Annotated in this window: 15 protein-coding genes and 1 tRNA gene; 1 reads left to right on the top strand and 15 read right to left on the bottom strand. The window is 63.7% G+C overall.

The features are described 5' to 3' along the window. Position 1 precedes the first annotated feature (1 nt). The 14 genes from nuoG to JKL46_RS14690 form a co-directional block, all read right to left on the bottom strand. Positions 2-2080 carry an NADH-quinone oxidoreductase subunit NuoG gene (nuoG, locus tag JKL46_RS14755; protein WP_201834058.1) on the bottom strand — a complete coding sequence of 693 codons (2079 nt, stop codon included), beginning with the start codon at positions 2078-2080 and terminating at the stop codon, positions 2-4. A gap of 8 nt (positions 2081-2088) precedes the next feature. Next, positions 2089-3390 carry an NADH-quinone oxidoreductase subunit NuoF gene (nuoF, locus tag JKL46_RS14750; protein WP_201834056.1) on the bottom strand — a complete coding sequence of 434 codons (1302 nt, stop codon included), beginning with the start codon at positions 3388-3390 and terminating at the stop codon, positions 2089-2091. 14 nt (positions 3391-3404) lie between these two features. After that, positions 3405-4457: an NADH-quinone oxidoreductase subunit NuoE gene (gene nuoE, locus JKL46_RS14745; protein WP_201834054.1), complete on the bottom strand. Its 1053-nt coding sequence runs from the start codon at positions 4455-4457 to the stop codon at positions 3405-3407. Positions 4458-4571: 114 nt separating this feature from the next. Then, positions 4572-5762 carry an NADH-quinone oxidoreductase subunit D gene (locus JKL46_RS14740; RefSeq protein ID WP_201834052.1) on the bottom strand — a complete coding sequence of 397 codons (1191 nt, stop codon included), beginning with the start codon at positions 5760-5762 and terminating at the stop codon, positions 4572-4574. Between the two features lie 18 nt (positions 5763-5780). Further along, the gene (locus JKL46_RS14735) at positions 5781-6383 is read right to left on the bottom strand and encodes an NADH-quinone oxidoreductase subunit C (RefSeq protein ID WP_201834050.1); all 603 of its coding nucleotides are present in this window, start codon (positions 6381-6383) and stop codon (positions 5781-5783) included. A gap of 14 nt (positions 6384-6397) precedes the next feature. Beyond that, the gene (locus JKL46_RS14730; RefSeq protein WP_201834048.1) at positions 6398-6982 is read right to left on the bottom strand and encodes a NuoB/complex I 20 kDa subunit family protein; all 585 of its coding nucleotides are present in this window, start codon (positions 6980-6982) and stop codon (positions 6398-6400) included. Next, on the bottom strand, positions 6973-7338 hold the full coding sequence (locus JKL46_RS14725; RefSeq protein WP_201834046.1) for an NADH-quinone oxidoreductase subunit A: 366 nt from the start codon (positions 7336-7338) through the stop codon (positions 6973-6975). The genes JKL46_RS14730 and JKL46_RS14725 overlap by 10 nt, the downstream gene beginning before the upstream one ends. Positions 7339-7775: 437 nt before the next feature. Then, positions 7776-7852: transfer RNA gene (locus JKL46_RS14720), tRNA-Asp, on the bottom strand. 158 nt (positions 7853-8010) lie between these two features. Continuing rightward, positions 8011-8514, bottom strand: a complete 504-nt coding sequence (locus tag JKL46_RS14715) for a MerR family transcriptional regulator (protein WP_201834043.1) — start codon at positions 8512-8514, stop codon at positions 8011-8013. Between the two features lie 22 nt (positions 8515-8536). After that, positions 8537-8848, bottom strand: coding sequence for an integration host factor subunit alpha (locus tag JKL46_RS14710; protein ID WP_009491113.1), 312 nt, complete (start codon positions 8846-8848; stop codon positions 8537-8539). A 121-nt stretch (positions 8849-8969) separates the two neighbouring features. Then, positions 8970-9947, bottom strand: coding sequence for a beta-ketoacyl-ACP synthase III (locus tag JKL46_RS14705; RefSeq protein ID WP_201834041.1), 978 nt, complete (start codon positions 9945-9947; stop codon positions 8970-8972). A 12-nt stretch (positions 9948-9959) separates the two neighbouring features. Then, positions 9960-10994 (bottom strand): phosphate acyltransferase PlsX, encoded by a 1035-nt coding sequence (plsX, locus tag JKL46_RS14700; RefSeq protein ID WP_201834039.1) that lies wholly within the window; start codon positions 10992-10994, stop codon positions 9960-9962. Positions 10995-11132: 138 nt separating this feature from the next. Next, positions 11133-11648 carry a YceD family protein gene (locus tag JKL46_RS14695; protein WP_201834037.1) on the bottom strand — a complete coding sequence of 172 codons (516 nt, stop codon included), beginning with the start codon at positions 11646-11648 and terminating at the stop codon, positions 11133-11135. Beyond that, positions 11645-12190 (bottom strand): ubiquinol-cytochrome C chaperone family protein, encoded by a 546-nt coding sequence (locus JKL46_RS14690; RefSeq protein ID WP_201834035.1) that lies wholly within the window; start codon positions 12188-12190, stop codon positions 11645-11647. Before JKL46_RS14690 ends, JKL46_RS14695 begins: the two co-directional genes overlap by 4 nt. 102 nt (positions 12191-12292) lie before the next feature. On the opposite strand from JKL46_RS14690, the gene JKL46_RS14685 reads away from it, so the two are divergent. Then, entirely contained in the window at positions 12293-12748 is a 456-nt protein-coding gene (locus JKL46_RS14685) for an outer membrane protein assembly factor BamE (RefSeq protein ID WP_201834033.1), read from the top strand. Positions 12749-12871: 123 nt separating this feature from the next. Here the strand turns inward: JKL46_RS14685 and JKL46_RS14680 are convergent, their stop codons facing one another. Beyond that, the gene (locus JKL46_RS14680; protein ID WP_201834166.1) at positions 12872-14998 is read right to left on the bottom strand and encodes a sodium-translocating pyrophosphatase; all 2127 of its coding nucleotides are present in this window, start codon (positions 14996-14998) and stop codon (positions 12872-12874) included. Between the last annotated feature and the right edge of the window lie 153 nt (positions 14999-15151).

The raw sequence follows: 15151 nt of genomic DNA, 5'->3' as shown, positions 1-15151 counted from the left end.
CTTACTCCGCCGCCTCGAGCTTCAGCGACCGGGCGAGCGCGGAGCACTCGGCCATGACGCCGGAGGCGCGGGCAATCGGGTTCGTCAGGTAGAAATCCTTCACCGGGCTCGCGAAAGCCTCGCGGCCGAGGGTGCCGCCGATATTCGCCAGCGCCTGAATGGCGGCAAAGCCATCGGCGGGCTGGATCGTATCGATGGCCGCAAAGTGCGGATAATGCGAATAGAGCTTCGCCCGCAGCGCATTCAGCGAGTCGAACGGCAGGCGGTGCCCGAGCACATCGGAGAGCGCACGCAGGATCGCCCAATCCTCGCGAGCCTCGCCGGGAGCGAAGGCGGCGCGGTTGGCGAGCTGGACCCGGCCCTCCGTGTTCACGTAGGTGCCGGACTTCTCCGTGTAGGTCGCGGCCGGCAGGATCACGTCGGCGCGGTGCGCGCCGCGGTCGCCATGGGTGCCCTGATAGATCACGAAGGCGCCGGGGGCGATGTCGATCTCGTCCGCGCCGAGATTGAACAGCACGTCCACTTCACCCTGAGCCATTGTCTGAGCGTTCAGACCCCACTCGCCCGGCACGAGACCGAGATCGAGGGCGCCGACGCGGGAGGCGGCCGTCTGCAGGACCGAGAAGCCGTTCCAGCCGTCCTTCACGGCACCCACGTCGCGGGCGAGCTGTGCCGCGGCCGAGAGAACGGCAAGGCCGTCGGGGCGGGAGAGAGCACCCTGCCCGACGATGACCAGCGGACGCTCGGCGGCGCGGAGCTTCTCGATGAAGCTGTGACGGCCGGCCGCGAGCTCGGCCAGGGTCTCGGGCCCAGCGCCGAGATAGTCGTAGGGGTAGGTCAGGTCGGCATGCTCGCCGATCATGCCGATCGGCGGCGGCGCCATGCGCCAGCGCTTGCGGATGCGCACATTGACCAGCGAAGCCTCGATGCGCGGGTTCGACCCCACAGTCAGGATCGCGTCCGCATCCTCGATGCCGGCGATGGTGCTGTTGAAGATGTAGGAGCCACGGCCATAGACCGGCGACAGCAGCGATCCATCCTGACGGGCGTCGATGTTGGTGACGCCAAGGCTCTCCATGAGCAGCTTCAGCGCATACATCTCCTCGACGGCAGCGAGGTCGCCGACGATGGCGCCGACGCGTTTCGGGTCGGTGCCCTTCACGCGGCTTGCAATGGTGGCAAAAGCCTCCTGCCAGGTGGCCGGACGCAGGCGGCCGTTCTCGCGCACGAAGGGGCGGTCGAGGCGCTGCAGGCGAAGACCGTCCACGATCTGGCGGGTCTTGTCCGTGATCCACTCCTCGTTCACCGCCTCGTTCACGCGCGGCAGGATGCGCATGACCTCACGGCCGCGGGAATCGACGCGGATCGCGGAGCCGACCGCATCCATCACATCGACGGAATCGGTCTTGGTGAGCTCCCATGGCCGGAAATGGAAGGATTCCGGTTTGTGGGTGAGAGCGCCGACCGGGCAGAGATCCGCCACGTTGGCCTGCAGTTCCGAGCCGAGGGCCCGCTCGAGGTAGCTGGTGATCTCCATGTCCTCGCCGCGCCACAGGGCGCCGAGATCCGGCACGCCTGCGACCTCTGCGGTGAAGCGCACGCAGCGGGTGCAGTGGATGCACCGGTTCATGGAGGTGCGGACCAGCGGGCCAAGATACTTGTCGGCCACCGCACGCTTGTTCTCGTGATAGCGGCTGGTGTCGACGCCGTAGGCCATCGCCTGGTCCTGCAGGTCGCACTGGCCGCCCTGGTCGCAGATCGGGCAGTCGAGCGGGTGGTTGATGAGCAGGAACTCCATCACCCCTTCCCGCGCCTTCTTCACGGTCGGCGATTTGGTCGAGATTTCCGGCGGCTCGCCGTTGGGGCCCGGACGGCAGTCGCGCACGCCCCAGGCGCAGGAGGCCACCGGCTTCGGGGCGCCCTTCACCTCGACGAGGCACATGCGGCAATTCCCGGCGATCGAGAGCCGCTCGTGGTAGCAGAAGCGCGGAATTTCCGCTCCCGCCGCCTCGGCGGCCTGGAGCAGAGTGTATTCCACGGGAACGTCGACCTCGACGCCATCAACGATGATTTTCGCCATCTTCAATCTCACTCCGCCGCGATCAGGACGGATTCGGAATGCGGGTTAGCCGCGTAGTCGTCGATCCGCTTCTCGATCTCGTGACGGAAGTGGCGGATCAGACCCTGGACCGGCCAAGCCGCCGCGTCGCCGAGCGCGCAGATGGTGTGGCCTTCGATCTGGGTCGAAACTTCGAGAAGCATGTCGATTTCGCGCTTCTGGGCGCGGCCCTCGGCCATGCGGTTGAGCACGCGCCACATCCAGCCCGTGCCCTCGCGGCAGGGCGTGCACTGGCCACAGCTCTCGTGCTTGTAGAAGTACGAGATGCGGGCGATGGCGCGCACGATGTCGGTCGACTTGTCCATCACGATCACGGCGGCGGTGCCGAGACCGGACTTCAGATTCCGCAGGGTGTCGAAATCCATGTAGGCGTCGGCGATCTCATGAGCCGGAACGATCGGCACCGAGGAGCCGCCGGGAATGACGCCGAGCAGGTTGTCCCAGCCGCCGCGGATGCCGCCGCAATGGCCGTCGATCAGCTCGCGGAAGGTCAGGCCCATAGCCTCTTCCACGTTGCAGGGCTTGTTCACGTGGCCCGAGACGCAGAACAGCTTGGTGCCGACGTTGTTGGGACGCCCGATGCCGGAGAACCACGCAGCGCCGCGACGCAGGATCGTACCGGCAACAGCGATGGACTCGACATTGTTGACCGTCGTCGGGCAGCCGTAGAGGCCCATATTGGCCGGGAATGGCGGCTTCAGGCGCGGCATGCCCTTCTTGCCCTCCATGCTCTCGATGAGAGCCGTCTCCTCGCCGCAGATGTAAGCGCCTGCGCCGTGGTGAACGTAGAGATCGAAGGGATAGCCGTGGATGTTGTCCTTGCCGATGAGCTTGGCCTCGTAGGCCTCGTCCACCGCCCGCTGGAGCGCGAGACGCTCCGCCACGTACTCGCCGCGGATATAGATGTAGGCGGCATGCGCGCCCATGGCGAAGGAGGCGATGAGGCAGCCTTCGACGAGAAGATGCGGATCGTTCCGCATGATCTCGCGATCCTTACAGGTGCCCGGCTCCGACTCGTCCGCGTTCACGACGAGGTAGTGCGGGCGGCCGTCCGACGCCTTGGGCATGAAGGACCATTTCAGGCCCGTGGGGAAGCCCGCGCCGCCGCGGCCGCGCAGGCCCGATGCCTTCATCTCGTTGACGATCCAATCGCGGCCCTGCTCGAGCAGGAACTTGGTCCCGTCCCAGTTGCCGCGCATCTTGGCGGCCTTAAGGTCAGGCGACTGGAAGCCGTAGAGATTGGTGAAGATACGATCTTTGTCCTGAAGCATTCCCGATCACTCCATCAGGACGACTTGTTGTCTTTGTCGACGGTAACGCCCGGCTTGCTCTCGCTGCCGTCGCGTCGGCCCTTGGCCTTCGAAGGCGGCTTGCCGGCCTCGGGCGTCGTAGGGCTGGCAGGCACTGCCTCGCCTTCCTTCTTCGGCGTCGCCACATAGGACTTGCCGCTCTGGGGGGCCGGCTGCGCACCCGCCTCCTTCGGCTCGACCTTGGTCGCCTTGGACGGATCCGCGGCTTCCTTCTGATCCGTGTGGCTGATCGGCCGCTCGCCTTCCTTGGCGCGCTTCGCCGGCGTGTCGGCGGCATCGGTCTCGGTGGCGCGGCCTGATGGCGGCTTGGCAGCCTTCCCGTCCTGCGGAACGCTGGCGACCGCAGCAGCGGCCTCACCGGTTTCGGCCTTCGCCTGTTCCTCGAAGCGCTTGCGCCAGGCTCCGACGACCGAACCGTCGTAGAGAGCCGGATCCAGCAGGGTGTTCACGCCCTCGAAGGGTTCGGACCGGTTGCGGCCGATCTGGGAACCGACATGAACGGGACGTCCGGCGGCGAGATCGTCGAGAAGCGTCTCGAAGTTCTCGGTCGTCAGGTCCTCGTAATAATCGTCGTTGATCTGCACCATCGGCGCGTTGGAGCATGCGCCGAGGCATTCGACTTCGAGCCACGAGAACGTGCCGTCCGGGGTGACGTGGTTCTGATCGCCGATACGGCGCTCGAGTACGCGTTTGATGTCACCCGCGCCACGCAGGACGCAGGGCGTCGTGCCGCAGAACTGGATGAAGTATTTTCCGACCGGCTCGAGGTTGAACATCGTGTAGAAGGTCGCCACTTCCATCACGCGGATGTCGGGCATGTCGAGCTTTGCCGCGACCGCCTCGATCGCCTTGCGCGGCAGCCAGCCGCCGGCCTGCTCCTGAGCCTTGGTCAGCAGGGCGATGACGGCCGAGGCCTGGCGGCCCGGCGGATACTTGGCGATTTCCTTGTCCGCGAAAGCTTCGGTCTCAGGGGAGAGAACGAAGCTTCCGGGCTGCATGTTTTCAGGCGCGAGCTTGCGAACGGCCATACACTCTTCTCCTCATCGTCATGGCCGGGCGAAGAGCCCGGCCACACGACTTGAACCAGTTCAGCACGCTTCAAAGAGCGTGACTTCCTGCTCCGGCTTCGGGGCAGGTATTCGTTAGCGGTCGACCTCGCCGAACACGATGTCGATGGAACCGAGAATTCCCGCAACGTCGGCCAGCATGTGGCCGCGGCACATGAAATCCATGCCCTGAAGGTGGGCGAATCCCGGGGCGCGGATCTTGCAGCGATACGGCTTGTTGGTGCCGTCCGACACGAGATACACGCCGAACTCGCCCTTCGGAGCCTCGACAGGCACGTAGACCTCGCCGGCCGGCACGTGGAAGCCCTCGGTGTAGAGCTTGAAGTGGTGGATCAGCGCTTCCATGGAGCGCTTCATGTCCTTGCGCGAAGGCGGCGCAACCTTACCGTCAAGCGTCGATACGGGCCCTTGCCCGTCCGGCGCCCGCAGTTTGTCGAGGCACTGGCGCATGATCCGCACGCTCTGGCGCATCTCTTCCATGCGGATGACCTGGCGGTCGTAATTGTCGCCGTTCAGGCCCACGGGGATGTCGAAATCCATCTCCTCGTAGAGCGAGTACGGCTGCGACTTGCGCAGGTCCCAGGCCACGCCGCAGCTGCGGACGATGGCGCCGGAAAAGCCCCATTTCCAGCAATCGTCCAGCGTGAGAACGCCGATATCAACATTGCGCTGCTTGAAGATGCGGTTGCCGATGACCAGGGTGTCGAGGTCGTCGAGCACCTGCATGAACGGATCGCAGAAGGCCTCGATATCGTCGATCAGGTCCGGCGGCAGATCCATGCTCACGCCGCCGGGACGGATGTAGTTGGCGTGCATGCGGGCGCCGGAGGCGCGCTCGTAGAAGATCATCAGCTTCTCGCGCTCCTCGAAGCCCCAGAGGGGCGGCGTGAGCGCGCCGACGTCCATCGCCTGCGTGGTCACGTTGAGGAGGTGCGAGAGAAGGCGTCCGATCTCGGAATAGAGCACGCGGATCAGCTCGGCGCGGCGGGGCACCTCGATGCCCAGCAGCTTCTCGACCGCCATGCAGAAGGCATGTTCCTGGTTCATCGGCGCGACATAGTCGAGCCGATCGAAATAGGGATTGGCCTGAACGTAGGTCTTGTATTCGATCAGCTTCTCGGTGCCGCGGTGCAGCAGGCCGATATGCGGATCGACGCGCTCGACCACCTCGCCGTCCAGCTCCAGCACGAGACGCAGAACGCCGTGTGCCGCAGGATGCTGCGGGCCGAAATTGATCGTGAAGTTGCGGATATTATGCTCGCCCATGGGTCGCCTTCCGCTCCTTTAAGTCTTGGCTTTCTCGTCGCCCGGCAGCACGTAATCCGTGCCTTCCCAAGGCGAGAGGAAATCGAAGTTGCGGAACTCCTGATTGAGCTTCACGGGCTCGTAGACCACGCGGCCCTGGCCGTCGTCGTAGCGGACCTCGACATAGCCGGTGAGCGGGAAGTCCTTGCGAAGCGGATGCCCTTCAAAACCGTAATCGGTCAGCATGCGGCGCAGGTCCGGATGGCCCGAGAACAGGATGCCGTAAAGATCGTAAGCCTCGCGCTCGAACCAGTTCGCCGCCGGCCACAGGCCGATGAGCGAGGGAACCGGGGTCACCTCGTCGGTCTCCACCTTGACGCGGATGCGCTGGTTATGATGCGGCGCAAGCAGGTGGTAGACCACGTCGAAGCGCTTCTCGCGGGCCGGATAATCGGCGCCGCAGATATCGATGAAGCAGACGAACCGGCAGAGCGGGTCGTCCCGCAGAAATGTCGCCGCCCGGACGATATCCTCGCGGCGGACGACGATCGTCAGCTCGTCAAAGGCGATGGCCCTGTCCTCGACCGCCTCGCCGAGGGACGAGGCGATGTGATCGCTCAGGGCTTGGAGATCAGCACTCATGCAATGACCTTTGCTCAGCGCTCGATGGTGCCGGTGCGGCGGATCTTCTTCTGCAGAAGCAGCACCCCGTAAAGGAGCGCCTCAGCCGTCGGAGGGCAACCCGGCACGTAGATGTCAACCGGCACGACGCGGTCGCAGCCGCGAACCACCGCATAGGAATAATGATAGTAGCCGCCGCCATTGGCGCAGGAGCCCATGGAGATGACGTAGCGCGGCTCCGGCATCTGGTCATAGACCTTGCGCAGCGCGGGGGCCATCTTGTTGGTCAGCGTGCCGGCAACGATCATCACATCGGATTGGCGCGGCGAGGCGCGCGGGGCGAAGCCGAAGCGCTCGACGTCGTAGCGCGGCATCGACAGCTGCATCATCTCCACCGCGCAGCATGCCAGGCCGAAGGTCATCCACATGAGCGAACCGGTGCGCGCCCAGGTGATGAGATCCTCGGTCGAGGTCACGAGGAAGCCCTTGTCGGACAATTCCTCGTTGAGCGAGAGGAAATAGGGGTCCGTCGCGCCGACCGGCTTGCCGGTATTCGGGTCGATGATGCCGCGAGGAGCGGGAGCGACCAGGGTCGACTGGTTATCGGAGATCAATCCCATTCGAGGGCTCCCTTCTTCCACTCGTAAATGAAGCCGATCGTCAGGACGCCGAGGAAGATCATCATGGAGATGAAGCCGAACCATCCCAGGTTCCCGAAGGTGATGGCCCAGGGGAACAGGAAGGCCACTTCCAGGTCGAAGATGATGAACAGAATGGCGACGAGGTAGAACCGCACATCGAACTTCATGCGGGCATCGTCGAAGGCATTGAACCCGCACTCGTAGGCGGACAGCTTCTCCGTATCGGGGCGGCTATAGGCGACGATGAACGGCGCCACGAGCAGCGCCACTCCGATCAGGAGCGATACGCCAATGAAGATTACGAGAGGCAGGTAGTCGGCGAGAAGATTCGTCATACGACACCTAGAAGGAACAGAGCTCGGGCCGAAGCCGGCAACAGAACGCATTTAAGCCGCAGAAAGGCCGGACAAAAGCCCCTGCGACAACGCGCTGATTGCGCGGGAGGCTTAGCCGAGTTCCCCTTCCGTGACAAGTGTTTGCACTGCCGCAAAAAGAACCATTCCAAACTGGTTTCTGGCCCCTTCTACCGCTTTCGCCGCCGTCCAATTGGCTGCTCCGCCCTCTCGGCCGGCAGCGATTCTCAAATCCAGGCCTCGTCCTTGCAACCCATCCCGATGAGTCGCTCCGATCACGCCGAGCTTGGCCGAGGACCGGGAACCGATGGGAAAATGCACATGCCGTCGAAAAGTGCCGCTTCCACGCGGCTATGCCGGCTGCCGACGGGCACCGAGACCCTCGAAGCAGTCGTCGAACTTTGACTTTTAGGGGAAAGTGGCGCGGGCGACGGGGCTCGAACCCGCGACCTCCGGCGTGACAGGCCGGCACTCTAACCGACTGAGCTACGCCCGCGCATCGGACCGCCGAAGCGGTGTGGGTGCGGTTTAAGGTTCACCCCGACCCCTGTCAAGGGTCCAACGCGCTCATTTTCCAAACCCTCTCGGAAACCCGATCTTCCAAGGCGAAAAAGGGTCGGCCGACAAGGGTGAATCCCTTGCGATATTGAGGTTTCATTCGGCCAGCGGCGGCCCGCTTGCGCCCTTCAAGGAGGTGAGCACCCGATCGCATTCATAGAGTTCGTCGAGCGCGGCCTGAAGACCCCGGAGGGCCTCCGGAGACAGGCTGCGCTCGAATGAGACACCCGCTACCTTGCTCTCATCCGCGAAGCGATCATCCTCGGGCGGTCCCACGGCCTCCGGCTCTGCATCGATGGTTTCCGGGTGAAGTGCGGCGACGCTCTGCTCACCGCGACCGATCGCATGAACGAAGCGGACGCCCTCCTCCTTCAGGATGCGCTGAACGCCCTTGATCGTGTAGCCTTCGCCATAGAGAAGATGACGGATCCCCTTGAGCAGGTCGACGTCGTCGGGACGGTAATAACGCCGTCCGCCGCCGCGCTTCAGCGGCTTGATATGGCTGAAACGGGTTTCCCAGAAGCGCAAAACATGCTGCGGGACGTCGAGATCCTCGGCGACCTCGCTGATGGTGCGGAAGGCATCGGGGCTCTTGTCCATGGCGCCGCTCGCCATAACGGGATCAATCCTCGCCTTCGAAGGTCTCACCGTTGATATGGGCCTTCAAGACATTCGAGGGCTTGAAGACCATAACCCGGCGGGGATCGATCGGGACCTCGACGCCGGTCTTGGGGTTGCGGCCGACACGCTCGCCCTTGCTGCGCACGATGAACGAGCCGAAAGAGGACAGCTTCACTGTCTCGCCCGCAGCCAGGCTATCGCAGATCTCGGCGAGAACGCGCTCCACCAGTTCGGCCGATTCGGTCCGCGAGAGACCTACCTTCTGGTATACGGCCTCGCTCAAATCCGCTCTCGTTATCGTCTTGCCAGCCATTGAGCTCCCCAGCGCGAATGAGTTCGTTGGTCGTCGTCGATAGACGCTATGCAGATGACCTCCAACGGTCAACCGCCAAGGTAGAACCGTTGGTTACCACCTGAGTCGAATTGCCTTTATCCTACCAGCGGATCAAGGCACTTCCCCAGGTGAAGCCGCCGCCGATGGCCTCGATCATCACGAGGTCGCCATCCTTGATCCGCCCGTCCTTGCGCGCAACGTCCAATGCCAGCGGAATCGAGGCGGCTGAGGTGTTGCCATGTCTGTTGACGGTGATGACGACCTTGTCCTGGGCGATACCGAGCTTGTCGGCGCTCGCGGTGATGATCCGCTTGTTTGCCTGATGGGGCACGAACCAGTCCAGCTCCTCGGCGCTCGTGCCCGTGGCAGCAAAGGCATCCTGCACCACATCCGCAACCATGCCGACGGCGAACTTGAAGACCTCGCGGCCTTCCATCTTCAGGACACCCGTGGTCTTGGTCGAGCCGGGGCCGCCGTCGACATAAAGCTTGTCCCGGTAGCGACCATCGGAGCGCAGATGGGAGGTCAGCACGCCGCGATCGGCAGAGGTTCCCTCCCCCTCCTGAGCTTCAAGGACGATCGCTCCGGCGCCATCGCCGAAGAGCACGCAGGTGGTGCGGTCGTTCCAGTCGAGGATGCGGGAGAAGGTTTCGGCGCCGACCACGAGGGCGCGCTTGTGCGAACCGGATTGCAGGAACTTGTCGGCGGTCGCCACCGCATAGACGAACCCGGTGCAGACGGCCTGCAGATCGAAGGCCGCACCGTGCGTCATGCCGATGCCGGTCTGGATCATCGTCGCGGTCGACGGAAATGTGTAGTCCGGCGTGGAAGTGGCGCAGATGACGAGGTCGATATCGCTGGCCGTCAGCCCGGCATCGGCAAGGGCCGCCTCCGCCGCCTTTATGCCGAGAACCGAAGTGGTTTCATCATCGTCAGCAATATGGCGCGCCTCGATGCCGGTGCGCTGCACGATCCATTCGTGCGAGGTTTCCACCTGCTTTTCGAGGTCCTGGTTCGTCAGCCTGCGCCTCGGCAGATAAGAGCCGATGCCGCGTACGATGGAACGGGTGCGTTTCAAGATGCGTCTTCCTCAGGCCGTCTGGCCAACCGGGTCCTGCTCAAGCATGGCCCGGATCGTGTTCATCAATTCAAAATGCGCCATGTCGTAAGCGACATCGATGGCGCTGGCGAAGCCGAGATCGTCCGTCCCGCCGTGGCTTTTCACGACCACCCCTTCGAGACCGAGAAAAACGCCGCCATTGACCTTGCGCGGGTCCATCTTGTCCCGAAGAGCGTTAAAAGCCTGTTTCGCGAACAGATAGCCGATCTTGGCCATCAGCGTGCGGCTCATGGCGGAGCGCAGATACTGGGCGATCTGCTTGGCCGTTCCCTCGGCGGTCTTCAGGGCGATATTGCCCGTAAAGCCTTCGGTCACCACCACGTCGACGGTCCCCTTGCCGAGGTCGTCGCCTTCGACGAAGCCGCGGTAATCGAGGTGCGGCAGGTTCGATTCCTTGAGAATGCGCCCCGCTTCCTTGACCGCCTCGATGCCCTTGATCTCCTCCGTGCCGACATTGAGAAGCCCGACGGTCGGGCGTTCCAGGTCGAACACGATATGGGCCATGGCAGAGCCCATGATTGCCATATCCACCAGATGACCGGCATCCGCGCCGATGGTCGCACCGACGTCGAGCACGATGCTCTCGCCCCGCATGGTCGGCCACATGCAGGCGATGGCAGGGCGCTCGATATGGGCCATGGTCTTCAGGCAGATCTTGGCTGTCGCCATCAGGGCACCGGTATTCCCGGCCGAGACCGCGGCATCCGCTTCCCCGTCCCGGACCGCCTGCACGGCGCGCCACATGGACGACTTGCCGCGCCCCATCCGAATGGCCTGGCTCGGCTTCTCATCCATGGAAATGGCAATATCAGTATGGCGCAGCTCGGTTGCCTCCTTCAGCTTCGGATGAGCATTCAGAAGAGGCGCAACGATCGCCTCGTTGCCGAACATCAGGAAGCGGAGGCCGGGATGGCGCTCCAAGGCCAAGGCCGCCCCCGGGACCACGACGGAGGGACCATGGTCGCCCCCCATCGCATCGAGCGAAATGCGCACCGGCTTCGGCATGAACGATTGTTCTTTCTTTTAAGTCATTCAACGGGGGCGGAAAATAGCGGTTTGCGAAGGCTCCGCAACTGAATTCTATGGCCCCGGAATCCGCCTCCGCATGCCTCACATATGCCCTATGGGCCGCCCCCGCCAGCCTTATTCGGTCCCCTTCAGCTTGCCCAGGGCTGCAAAGGGCGAGTCCTTCTCGTCCGAGGGTTCCTGATAGCTGAAGTCGATGCCCGGCTTGCGGGGATAGGGATCGAGCCCGAGGGCCAGGAATTCGGACGTCAGAGCCCCCAGGTCGATCTGGCCGTTTACGATCTCGTCGGGCGGATCGTATTCGTTGATGTCGGTCGGAGACTCGGCGGGCATGCCGGAGGGTTCGGCGAAATCCACCTCGACCTCCTCCTCGATGAGGGAATCGAAGGGTTCCAGGGTCATGACGCAGATCTGGGTGATCGACGCCTTGACCAGCCCTGTGACATTGATGCCCTTGGCCGAGGTCTTGAGCTGGTAATCGCCGGAAAGAGCCTGAATGGCGGGAAGACCGAAATCCCTGGCGAGAGCGGCACATTCCTCCGGCGTTGCGACGATCTGCACCTCCTGCCCACGCGGGGGAACTCTTCCCACGTCGACGAGCCGCGACAAGGGGCCTACGGTTTCGGGGGTCATCGGGTGCCTCCTTGCGCAAAGGTCTCGGGATCGGGGAATGTTGGCCCGGCCGTCAGCAGGCTGTCCAGATCGCCCGTCCGGAAGCCTTGAGCGGCTGCGAAAGCATAACGCGCCAGGGATGTGGCGGGTGCCTCGCCGCCATAGACATTGCGGCCGAGAGCAACAGCAAGCTCGGCTTCATCCTGGCCGTTAAGCGGCCCGTCATAGGCGTGAGCACGGCCGTAGAAGGACTCTGCGATCTTCTTCATCCGCTTCGGCACCACCGTATCGCCCACCCCCATCTCCCGTAAGGACGCATCCATGTCCCGGAAGAAAGCGTCAGTCAGGTCCTTGGCGACCTCATCGGCGGGTGCCGGCAGTTCGCGCAGCGCCCGCAGTGCCAGGACCATATGCAGGGAAAGGGCTTCGAAACGCCCTTCCAGGGTATCGGGAACGCCGAGGACCGCATAGAGACCGGGGGCACGCGACGCAGTGGCGATTCTCTTATAGAGAGACGCGATGGCGACGCGGCGGGGATCCTTGCGGAAGAGACTGAAGATCAAAGCTCTGCCCTTCCAAGCTTGTCAAAATCGTAGCCTCGGGTTACGCCATCACCATCGAAAGGCGCAAGCTCGTCAGCGCCGCATTTCTGGAAGAACCGTACGATGCGTCGATATCAAAGCCTCTTGGTGCGCCTGGCGTCCGCCGCCGCTCTCGCCTCGTCCGTCGCGGCCTGCAACGGCGTGGGCGAGGAGTTCCGTCGCGGCTATGTCGTAGATGAGCGGGCCATCGCTCAGGTCAAGAAGGGCATGAGCGCCGACCAGGTCCTGCAGACCCTCGGTACGCCTTCCACCGTATCCACGGTCGGTAATCGCAACTGGTACTACATCAGCCAGAAGTCCCGCCGCACGCTTCAGTTCATGGGCGAGCAGGTGGTGGACCAGCAGGTCACCGCCGTCTATTTCGACCCGGGCCTCAGGGTGGAGCGCGTGGCGCTCTACGGCCTGCAGGACGGCAAGGTCTTCGACTTCATCAGCCGCACCACGCCGGCCGGCGGTGAGGAATCCAGCTTCATCGGCCAGATTTTCAAGGGCGTGACGAGCTTCAATCCGTTCAGCTGATCGATCCGCTGACTGAATTCAAAAATGGCCGGGCCTGCCCCGGCCATTTTTCTTTCAAGTCATCGCACCAACGAAAAACCCGCGGCTTTCGCCGCGGGTTCGGATTGCTCTGAGCTGCCGCCCCTATGAATGGGCCAGAATCGCCAGAAGCAGAAGCGCGATGATGTTGGTGATCTTGATCGCCGGATTCACGGCAGGGCCTGCCGTGTCCTTGTAGGGATCGCCGACGGTATCGCCGGTCACGGAGGCCTTGTGGGCTTCCGAACCCTTGTGGTGGGTCGTGCCGGAGGCATCCGTGAAGCCGTCCTCGAAGGACTTCTTCGCATTGTCCCAGGCGCCGCCGCCCGAGGTCATCGAGATGGCGACGAACAGGCCCGTGACGATCACGCCGAGCAGCATGGCGCCCACGGCCGAGAAAGCCTCGGATTTGCCGGCCACCCAATAGACCACGAAGTAGGTCACGATCGGCGCCAGCACCGGCAGCAGCGAAGGAACGATCATTTCCTTGATCGCGGCGCGGGTCAGCATGTCGACCGCGCGGCCGTAATCGGGACGGTCCGTGCCGGCCATGATGCCCGGACGCTCGCGGAACTGCCGGCGCACTTCCTCAACCACCGACCCCGCCGCACGGCCCACCGCCGTCATGGCGATGCCGCCGAAGAGGAACGGGATGAGACCGCCGAACAGCAGGCCGACCACCACATAGGGATTTGTCAGCGAGAAATTCGGCGCCACACCCTGGAAGTACGGATATTGCGCCGCGTTCTGGGTGAAGTAGTTCAGGTCCGAGGTATAGGCTGCGAACAGCACCAGGGCACCGAGACCGGCGGAGCCGATGGCGTAACCCTTCGTCACGGCCTTCGTGGTGTTTCCGACCGCGTCGAGGGCATCAGTCGACTTGCGGACCTCCTTGGGAAGGCCGGCCATCTCCGCGATGCCACCGGCATTATCCGTCACCGGGCCGAAGGCATCGAGCGCCACGATCATGCCCGCGACACCCAGCATGGCCGTCACGGCGATGGCGATGCCGAAGAGGCCGGCGAGCTTGAAGGCGACGATGATGCCCGCGATGATGACGACGGTCGGCAGCGCGGTGGATTCCAGTGAAACCGCGAGGCCCTGGATCACGTTCGTGCCGTGGCCCGTCACGGAGGACTGGGCGATGGATCGCACGGGGCGGAACCCGACGCCGGTGTAGAACTCGGTGATCACCACGATCAGCGCCGTCACCGCAAGGCCGATGACCGCGCACCAGAACAGGGCCTGGCCCGTGAACTGGGCGCCGGCGACCGGCCCGAAGCCGATCATCTGCCATGTCACGAGACCGATGGCGACGGCCGAGAGAACGCCCGTCACGATCAGACCCTTGTAGAGCGCGCCCATGATGGACTCGTTCTGCCCGAGCTTCACGAAGAAGGTGCCGATGATCGATGTGACGATGCAGGCGGCGCCGATGGCGAGCGGATACATCATCATGGTGGTGAGGGTAGCCTGACCGGCGAAGAAGATCGCTGCGAGCACCATGGTGGCAACGATCGTCACCGCGTAGGTCTCGAAAAGGTCGGCCGCCATGCCGGCGCAGTCGCCGACATTGTCGCCTACGTTGTCGGCGATGGTGGCCGGGTTGCGCGGGTCGTCTTCCGGAATACCGGCCTCGACCTTGCCGACGAGATCGCCGCCCACGTCGGCCCCCTTGGTGAAGATGCCGCCGCCGAGACGGGCGAAGATCGAGATCAGCGAAGCGCCGAAGCCGAGGGCCACGAGGCTGTCGATGACCACGCGGTCGGAGGATGCCAGGCCGCCGATGCGGGTGAGATAGCCGTAATAGAGCGACACGCCGAGAAGGGCGAGGCCCGCCACCAGCATGCCGGTGACCGCGCCGGCCTTGAAGGCGACGTCGAGGCCGCCGCCGAGGGATTGGGTGGCGGCCTGGGCGGTACGAACATTGGCCCGGACCGACACGTTCATGCCGATGAAGCCGGCAACGCCGGAAAGGACCGCGCCGATGGCGAAACCGATGGCGACCCGGAGGCCGAGGAAATAGGCGATGACGACAAAGAGAACGACACCGACAATCGAGATCGTGAAATATTGCCTGCGGAGATAGGCCTTCGCGCCTTCGGCAATCGCCCCTGCGATTTCCTGCATGCGCTGAGAACCGGCGTCCCGCTTCATCACGTCGCTAATGGCCCAGAAGCCATAGGCGATCGAAAGAAGGCCGCCCAGGATAATTAGGGTAAGTGCCATCATGCCATCCTTGTTATGGGAAAGCAGAAAGCCGCTCATCAAGGCTGTTTCCCAGCCTTGATCGGCCCTACCCTCCAGCGAACGTCATATTTGGTGGCAAAAAACTAGGCAGTTCGCAATCATCCCCCAGGCCAAACTCACAGGAAGGCCTTAATA

Source organism: Microvirga zambiensis WSM3693 (assembly GCF_016735695.1).
GTDB lineage: Bacteria > Pseudomonadota > Alphaproteobacteria > Rhizobiales > Beijerinckiaceae > Microvirga > Microvirga zambiensis.
This window is presented reverse-complemented; position numbering and strand designations above follow the sequence as displayed.

Coding starts and splice junctions, on each gene's coding strand:
- plsX (WP_201834039.1), bottom strand. CDS start 10,994: ATGCCGAAGCCGGTGCGCATTTCGCTCGATGCGATGGGGGGCGACCAT.
- JKL46_RS14740 (WP_201834052.1), bottom strand. CDS start 5,762: ATGGGCGAGCATAATATCCGCAACTTCACGATCAATTTCGGCCCGCAG.
- JKL46_RS14725 (WP_201834046.1), bottom strand. CDS start 7,338: ATGACGAATCTTCTCGCCGACTACCTGCCTCTCGTAATCTTCATTGGC.
- nuoF (WP_201834056.1), bottom strand. CDS start 3,390: ATGCTTCAGGACAAAGATCGTATCTTCACCAATCTCTACGGCTTCCAG.
- nuoG (WP_201834058.1), bottom strand. CDS start 2,080: ATGGCGAAAATCATCGTTGATGGCGTCGAGGTCGACGTTCCCGTGGAA.
- JKL46_RS14735 (WP_201834050.1), bottom strand. CDS start 6,383: ATGAGTGCTGATCTCCAAGCCCTGAGCGATCACATCGCCTCGTCCCTC.
- JKL46_RS14715 (WP_201834043.1), bottom strand. CDS start 8,514: ATGGACAAGAGCCCCGATGCCTTCCGCACCATCAGCGAGGTCGCCGAG.
- JKL46_RS14730 (WP_201834048.1), bottom strand. CDS start 6,982: ATGGGATTGATCTCCGATAACCAGTCGACCCTGGTCGCTCCCGCTCCT.
- JKL46_RS14685 (WP_201834033.1), top strand. CDS start 12,293: ATGCGTCGATATCAAAGCCTCTTGGTGCGCCTGGCGTCCGCCGCCGCT.
- nuoE (WP_201834054.1), bottom strand. CDS start 4,457: ATGGCCGTTCGCAAGCTCGCGCCTGAAAACATGCAGCCCGGAAGCTTC.
- JKL46_RS14680 (WP_201834166.1), bottom strand. CDS start 14,998: ATGATGGCACTTACCCTAATTATCCTGGGCGGCCTTCTTTCGATCGCC.
- JKL46_RS14695 (WP_201834037.1), bottom strand. CDS start 11,648: ATGACCCCCGAAACCGTAGGCCCCTTGTCGCGGCTCGTCGACGTGGGA.
- JKL46_RS14710 (WP_009491113.1), bottom strand. CDS start 8,848: ATGGCTGGCAAGACGATAACGAGAGCGGATTTGAGCGAGGCCGTATAC.